1 protein-coding gene is annotated in these 246 nt (G+C 60.6%); it reads right to left on the bottom strand.

What is annotated here, in order from left to right; genetic code table 11:
- Nucleotides 1-246 (bottom strand): DUF2889 domain-containing protein (locus NCR93_RS31830; RefSeq protein ID WP_250532487.1); only part of this gene is annotated, 246 nt, incomplete at both ends.

Below are 246 nucleotides of genomic sequence, written 5' to 3'. Positions count from 1 at the left end.
GTGCAGCCCTGCACACCGCCGAACAGGCTTCTGATCTCGCGCATGAAACCCGACGCGAGTGTCATGCCTTGCAGCTTCCGATACTCCGGCGCGATCGTGTCGCAATGGCCGACATAGGGCACGGTAATCGACTCGGCATGCGCATCGTGAATCACGAAGTCGACGCCTATCGTAATGCGCAGCATCATTTCGTGTACGGGATCGCCTGCCTTGACCACCACGCCGTGCGACGCGCGGTCGTATGAC

The sequence above is a fragment of the Caballeronia sp. ATUFL_F1_KS39 genome (assembly GCF_023630985.1).
In the GTDB taxonomy this organism is placed as follows: domain Bacteria; phylum Pseudomonadota; class Gammaproteobacteria; order Burkholderiales; family Burkholderiaceae; genus Caballeronia; species Caballeronia zhejiangensis.
The sequence above is the reverse complement of the archived record's forward strand: the minus strand, read 5'-3'. Positions and strand labels throughout refer to the sequence as shown.